The sequence below is a fragment of the Cupriavidus sp. genome (genome assembly GCF_057315035.1).
In genome coordinates this window covers 53,417-60,005 of the sequence record NZ_DBHKYV010000047.1, presented here as the reverse complement: position 1 = coordinate 60,005, position 6,589 = coordinate 53,417, and the positions used below count along the sequence as shown (strand labels likewise).

General features: G+C 63.2%; 5 protein-coding genes. All 5 read right to left on the bottom strand.

Annotated features, from left to right (window positions below; genetic code table 11):
• Positions 1 to 537 precede the first annotated feature (537 nt).
• A complete protein-coding gene (locus tag ACO550_RS34490; RefSeq protein ID WP_315596657.1) occupies positions 538 to 1,899 on the bottom strand; it encodes an MATE family efflux transporter in 1,362 nt (453 codons plus the stop codon).
• A gap of 91 nt (positions 1,900 to 1,990) precedes the next feature.
• Positions 1,991 to 3,772, bottom strand: a complete 1,782-nt coding sequence (locus ACO550_RS34485) for a glycosyltransferase family 39 protein (protein WP_315596654.1) — start codon at positions 3,770 to 3,772, stop codon at positions 1,991 to 1,993.
• A 155-nt stretch (positions 3,773 to 3,927) separates the two neighbouring features.
• A complete protein-coding gene (locus ACO550_RS34480) occupies positions 3,928 to 4,185 on the bottom strand; it encodes a type B 50S ribosomal protein L31 (protein WP_315596653.1) in 258 nt (85 codons plus the stop codon).
• 160 nt (positions 4,186 to 4,345) lie between these two features.
• Entirely contained in the window at positions 4,346 to 5,215 is an 870-nt protein-coding gene (locus ACO550_RS34475; RefSeq protein ID WP_315596652.1) for a zinc-dependent peptidase, read from the bottom strand.
• A gap of 75 nt (positions 5,216 to 5,290) precedes the next feature.
• Positions 5,291 to 6,553, bottom strand: a complete 1,263-nt coding sequence (gene rho, locus ACO550_RS34470) for a transcription termination factor Rho (protein ID WP_315596651.1) — start codon at positions 6,551 to 6,553, stop codon at positions 5,291 to 5,293.
• Positions 6,554 to 6,589 lie beyond the last annotated feature (36 nt).

Sequence of the window (6,589 nt, the reverse complement as noted above, 5' to 3'; positions counted from 1 at the left end):
GAATACCGGCCTGTCACGCCGGGGGTCGCGGGTTCGAGCCCCGTCCGCTCCGCCAACTTTTAAAAAAGCCTGCAACGCAGGCTTTTTTTTCGTCTGTACGGAGCGGAGGGAGCTGCCTGCGCAGCTCCCGGCGGGGCGAGAAGGGATTTGCTTACAAGCAAATCCGCGGCCTGCGGAATGTAGGCGAGCCCCGTCCGCTCCGCCAACCTTTAAAAAAGCCTGCATCGCAGGCTTTTTTTTCGTCTGTACGGAGCGGATTTTCTTGCTCCCCTCTCCCGCGCTGCGGGAGAGGGGTTGGGGGAGAGGGCATGAGGTTCAAAATGCGACCTGTCTCAGCTTGAGCCGCCAATCCTCTCCCCCGGCCCCTCTCCCGCCATGCGGGAGAGGGGAGACCACCAAGGGGTTGGGTGAGGGCGTCGCGGCTCAAATTGCGACTTATCTCAGCTTGAGCCGCCAACCCTCTCCCCCGGCCCCTCTCCCGCCATGCGGGAGAGGGGAGACCACCAAGGGCGTGGCATGCGTTCCTTGCGACTTGCCTCAATTCGTACCGCTTGGAACCCTGCTCACCCGCCTGAAATACCGCACCAGCAAGGTCCCGGCAATCGCCAGGCTGACGCTGTTGGCCAACCAGAAGCCAGCCGCGCCGCGCGTAAAGGCCGGCAGCGATTCGATCAGGCCGAAGCCCATCACATACCCGCCGCCAAGTCCCACGCCCCACAGCGAACCCGCGTAGATCAGCGTGGGAATCAGTGCAATCTTGTAGGCGCGCAGGATAAACGCGCTCATGACCTGCACGGAGTCGAATGCCTGGTAAAACGCCACGAATAGCATCAGCGGCAGTGCCTTGGCCACGACGCCGGGATCCTTGGCATAGGCATGGAGCAGGGGTTCGCGCAGCAACCAGAGCAGTGCGCCCGTGATCAAGGCCAGCCCTGCGCCAAAACGGATGCCCCGCCAGCCAATGCGTCGCGCACCGGCCATGTCGCGCGCGCCAATCGACTGCGCCACCAGCGTCGAGGTGGCGATCGACAGCGATAGCGGCACCATGTATGCCACGGCACTGAGGTTGGCAATGATCTGGTGTCCCGCCAGCGTCTCGGTACCGAGTCGCGTAATGAAGATCGACATCAGCGTGAACGACGTGATCTCGATCAGGTAGGTCAGGCCCATCGGCACGCCTAACCGCAGCAGGGGGCGAATTCGGTCCCAGCGCGGCCATTCCCAGCGAGTGAAGATCGCCAGCGGCTGGTAGGCCGCGCCCAGGCGCAGGATGCCCAGTCCGGCAAGGCACCAGGTCCAGCTGATGATCGTCGAGGCCAGCGCGCAGCCCGGTCCGCCCATTGGCGCAATGCCATAGCCACCATGGATGAACCACGCATTGAGCGGTACCTTCAGCGCCAAGCCGGCAATCTGCAGCACCGTGACCATGATCGGTCGCGACAGCGCATTGTTGAGTGCCATGTAGATGCGGAAGGCCAGCGCTGCGGGCAAGCCAAACGCCACGATATGAAGGTAGCGCGACGCCTTTTCCACCAGTTCGGGCGGTGCCTTGGCAAACATCAGCAGCGGCGAAGGAAACAGCAACAGCAACATGCCGGGGATGGCCAGTGCCACGCCAAGCCAGGCGGCCTGCCGCACTTCGATGCCGATTTCCGAGGTGCGTCCTGCCCCATAGAGCTGGCCGGCGACCGGCGCGAGTGCCTGCAACACCCCCATCAGGCTGATATAGACCGTGATGTAGATCGAGCCGCCGAGGCCCACGGCTGCCAGGTCGGTGGCCGAGGCGCGGCCGGCCATGATGGTGTCGATGACACCGAAGGCGATCACGGCCAGTTGTCCCACCAGCACTGGCGCGGCCAGTTGAACGATGCGACGGATATCCTGCAGCGCGCTGCTCATCTTGATATGGGTAGGGGGCACGCCCCGCTTGTGGCGGCGGGGCTGGCTCGGGCCGACGGATTGGACTGATCGCGGCCCGCGGAAGGGGAGGCTACTGCCGCGGCAGCCGGCGCTGTTGCGCAGGTCGTGCCGGTACCGGATGCGAGGTATCGACCAGCCGGTACATGCGGAATCGTTCGTCACGATCCGCCGGACGGCGGCCTTCCCAGATCAGGCGCCATTCGAAATGGGAAATACTGCCCGGCGCACCATAGTCGACCGCATCGTGCCGCAACAGCACATCGCAGCCATCGTCCGGGCCGCCAAAGCGGATATGGCCAAAGTAGGCGAACGAGGCCAGTTGCGCATCGCCCATGCGGATCGGCTGCACGCACTGGTATGTCGAAGGCAATGCCAGCGAAGCGGCCATGGCCACATCGCGATAGGTCTTGCCGTAATTGATCGAAGGCAACCACAAGGTCATCGCGATCACCCACATCAGCGTCGTGCCGGCCGCTGAAATCACCACCGGCCGCCAGATCTGCTTGGGCGCGCGCGAGAGGCGCCAGCGCACGACCAGCACCCAGGCCACCGTCACGGCCAGCGCAATCAACACGGCGCTGATCGTGAAGGTGTGTTCGAAGCCGGGGATCTGCCGGAACACGTTGTTGGCAATCTTCGGCGGCCAGCCGGTGGTCTTGGCCAGCCACATGAACCAGACGAAGCCGCCAAAGATCGTGAAGAACAGCAGTGCGAACCAGTCGATCGCGTTGATCGCTGCGCGCGGCAGCGTGGGCAAGGCAAATGCCGCCAGGATTGCCATGGGCGGCAGCAGCAGAATGAACTGGACGTCGCCGGGGCTGCGCTGCAGCAACAGCAGCAGGAACAGCATGGCCAGGATCGCCAGCGGCAAGGTCACATGGGCCGCGCGCCGCATGCCGCGCCACGACAGCCAGGCAAACGCCGCGATGGGCCACACCGGCCAGGTGAACAGCAGGAAGTTGCGCGCGATAAAGCCGCCGGTAAGCAGCGATGGCGGGCCATACGAGCGGCGATCGTAGCGCGCCCAGTCGCGGATATACGCTACGGCGTCGTCAGTCAGCGTTGCGCCAAAGTACACAGTTGCCATCCATACGGCGATGATCGCCAGCGCGATCGGCAGGCCAACCGCCAGCAGCCGCTTCGAGGGCACCGGCTTGCATACTGCGCCGGCAATCACGGCCGCGCCAAGCAGGGCCGCCGCCAGGATCGGCCCGCTGGCCAGGCAGAGCGCCGCCAGTCCCACGCCAAACCAGAGGCTGCCCTGGATCGGCTTGTCCAGGCTACGCACCATGCCATACAGCATGAAGGCGACCAGGCAGACCTGGCCCACCTGGGCCGTGGTTTCGTGCCCGCGCACGGCCAGGCCCACGCAGGCCAGGAAGATCAGCAGTGCGCCATCGGCCAGCGCGCGGCCATAGGAGCGGGCATCGGGTTGCCCGCCAAACGCAAAGGCAAACGGCTGGACTTCGTCGCGGCGGCCCAGCAGGTAGGTCGAGTACCAGATGAATGCGCAGGTGGCGAAGTAGAACAGCGCCGTGGCCAGGCGTGACGCGTCGGGGGCGCCAAGCCAGCCGCCGAACAGCCGGATCATGAGCCCGCCCACCCAGTACACCAGCGGGCCATCCTCGCTGAACGGGCGACCCACGATATTGGGCATCAGCCAGTCCTGCAGGTTGCCCGTGCCCAGTTGCCACATCACGCCAAAGCCGGCGGCATCCTCGTTCTTCCACGGATCGCGGCCAAACAGACCGGTGAGGCCGTAGATGATGCAGATTGCCAGCAGCAGATAGCGCGGCAGCGCACCGGTGGCGGCGGCGGTCAGGTGAACGGGAGAGGTCTTGGCTTGGGACATCGGCAGAGGTGTCGGGCGGCACCCGCAAGCGTAAGTAATCCGCTATTGTGGGCCACAAATGCAAAGAGGCAGCCGATGCTGCCTCTTTGTCAGGTTGCGCGCTGCAGGAGCATCGTCCCGTTGCGCGCCGCAGTTGCTCGCTGGAGCGCTGGCGATTACTTCTTGGCGGCCAGCTTGCTGCCGAACTTCTGGCGGAACTTCTCGACGCGGCCGGCCGTGTCCATGATCTTCTGCGTACCAGTGTAGAACGGGTGCGATTCCGACGACACTTCGATCTTGGCCAGCGGGTAGGTCTTGCCTTCGTGTTCGATCGTGTCCTTGGTCTGGATCGTCGAGCGGGTCACGAACTTGAAGTCGTTCGACACGTCGTGGAACAGGACTTCGCGATAATTCGGGTGAATGCCTTCTTTCATGGTGCTTCCTTTCAGGTTGGGTAGCCAGTCCGCTCCGTGGTGTCGCAGGATCCTTGCGACGAGCGAACCACTTGCCGATAACGGGCAAACCGGGATTATGGCAGAAAAACAAGTGCTTGGGCAATACACATGGCGATTTTGCGAATCCGCCGCAGCCCGATCATGGTGTGCTCAATGCGTCATCTTTTACGGGGTCCTGCCGATAGAACTGCGCCAGTATCTGATACAGCACCGGCCAATGGTCTTGCAGGGCGACTGGCTCCACGAAAAACGTCTCGGACGCCACCGCAAAGAATTCGCTCGGTGCTTCGCTGCCGTATGGATCGATCACACGCAACCTTGGCGGCAAGCGTTCGGGATGGTCCCAGGCCGAGTCGGGCAGCGCTTCGCATGCGCCGGCGAATGCGTCGTATTCGGTAAGCAAGGTTTCCGCCCATTGCTCCGCGTCAATGCCCGGGTGCAGCACGCGCGAAAACGGCGGTACACCATCGGGCTCGCCGTCGAGCATGTCGAGCTTGTGGGCGAACTCGTGGATCACCACGTTGTAGGTGTCCAGCGGCAATGCATGGTCGCTGTCGAGTCCGGCGCCCGGCATGTTGACGTCCTGCCAGGACAGGATCACCGGCCCATTCTCCCAGGCTTCGCCGCTGGCTTCTTCCTCGACGCCGTGCACCAGTCCGATATCGTCCTCCACGGTCTTGCGGATCAGGAACTCGCCCGGGTACAGCACGATGCCATGCCAGCCGCGATACCACTCGATGCCAAGCCTGAGGATCGGCACGCAGGCCTGTACCGCTACGCTGACCACCATCTCGTCGGTCAACTCCAGTTCATGCGCGGTGGAGTATTCCTTGTTGGCAATAAACAGCGTGGCCAGTTCGCGCAAAGTGGCCAGGTCCCGGGTGCCATAGCGCTGCACGAACGGCAGGGCGGCGACGGTGCGCGTCCACAGCTCATCGGGAATCGCGTAGTGGGCGAGCTTGCGTTCCCTCGAACGCGCGCGCAGGAAGCTGGACAGTTTGCCGAACATGGGTCGCGGAGTCGGAAATGAAAAAGGCGCACCCGCAGGGTACGCCTTTTCTTGCGCGATACAACCAGAGGATGGTCAGCCGCCGCGACGCATCATGTCGAAGAACTCAGCATTGTTCTTCGTCGGCTTCATCTTGTCGAGGATGAACTCCATTGCCTGGACTTCGTCCATGTCCGAGATGAACTTGCGCAGGATCCAGATCTTCTGGAGGATCTCGGGCTTGATCAGCAGTTCCTCGCGGCGCGTGCCGGACTTGTTCAGGTTGATGGCCGGATAGACGCGCTTTTCCGCAAGGCGGCGTTCCAGGTGCACTTCCATGTTGCCGGTGCCCTTGAACTCTTCGTAGATCACGTCGTCCATGCGGCTGCCGGTTTCGATCAGCGCCGTGGCGATGATGGTCAGCGAACCGCCTTCTTCCAGGTTACGCGCGGCACCGAAGAATCGCTTCGGGCGCTGCAGCGCGTTGGCATCCACACCACCGGTCAGCACCTTGCCCGAGGCCGGCACGACGGTGTTGTAGGCGCGCGCCAGACGCGTGATCGAGTCCAGCAGGATCACCACGTCGCGCTTCAGTTCAACCAGGCGCTTGGCCTTCTCGATGACCATTTCGGCCACCTGCACGTGGCGGATCGCGGGTTCGTCGAACGTCGACGCCACCACTTCGCCGCGCACGGAGCGCTGCATCTCGGTCACTTCTTCCGGACGTTCGTCGATCAGCAGCACGAACAGGTCGGCTTCCGGATGGTTGTTGGCAATCGCGTGGGCGATGTGCTGCAGCATCACGGTCTTGCCGGACTTCGGCGATGCCACCAGCAGCGCGCGCTGGCCGCGGCCGATCGGCGCGATCATGTCGACGATACGGCCGGTGATGTTTTCCTCGGCGCGGATATCGCGTTCGAGCACGAGCGGCCGGTTCGGATGCAGCGGCGTCAGGTTCTCGAACATGATGCGGTTCTTGACCGCTTCGGGCGGCTGCCCGTTGACCTTGTCGACCTTCACCAGCGCAAAGTAACGCTCGCCGTCCTTCGGCGTACGCACTTCGCCTTCGATGGAGTCACCGGTGTGCAGGTTGAAACGGCGGATCTGCGAGGGGCTGATGTAGATGTCGTCCGTGCTGGCCAGGTACGACGTTTCCGGCGAGCGCAGGAAGCCGAAGCCATCGGGCAGAACTTCCAGTGTGCCGTCTCCGTAGATGGTTTCGCCCATCTTGGCGCGCTTCTTCAGGATCGCAAACATCAGTTCCTGTTTGCGCATCCGTTGTGCGTTGTCGATCTCGAGCGTTGCCGCCATTTCGAGAAGCGCAGACACGTGAAGCGATTTGAGTTCTGTCAGGTGCATAGACAAGGGGTACAGAAGGGCCCGGACGGGCAAGAC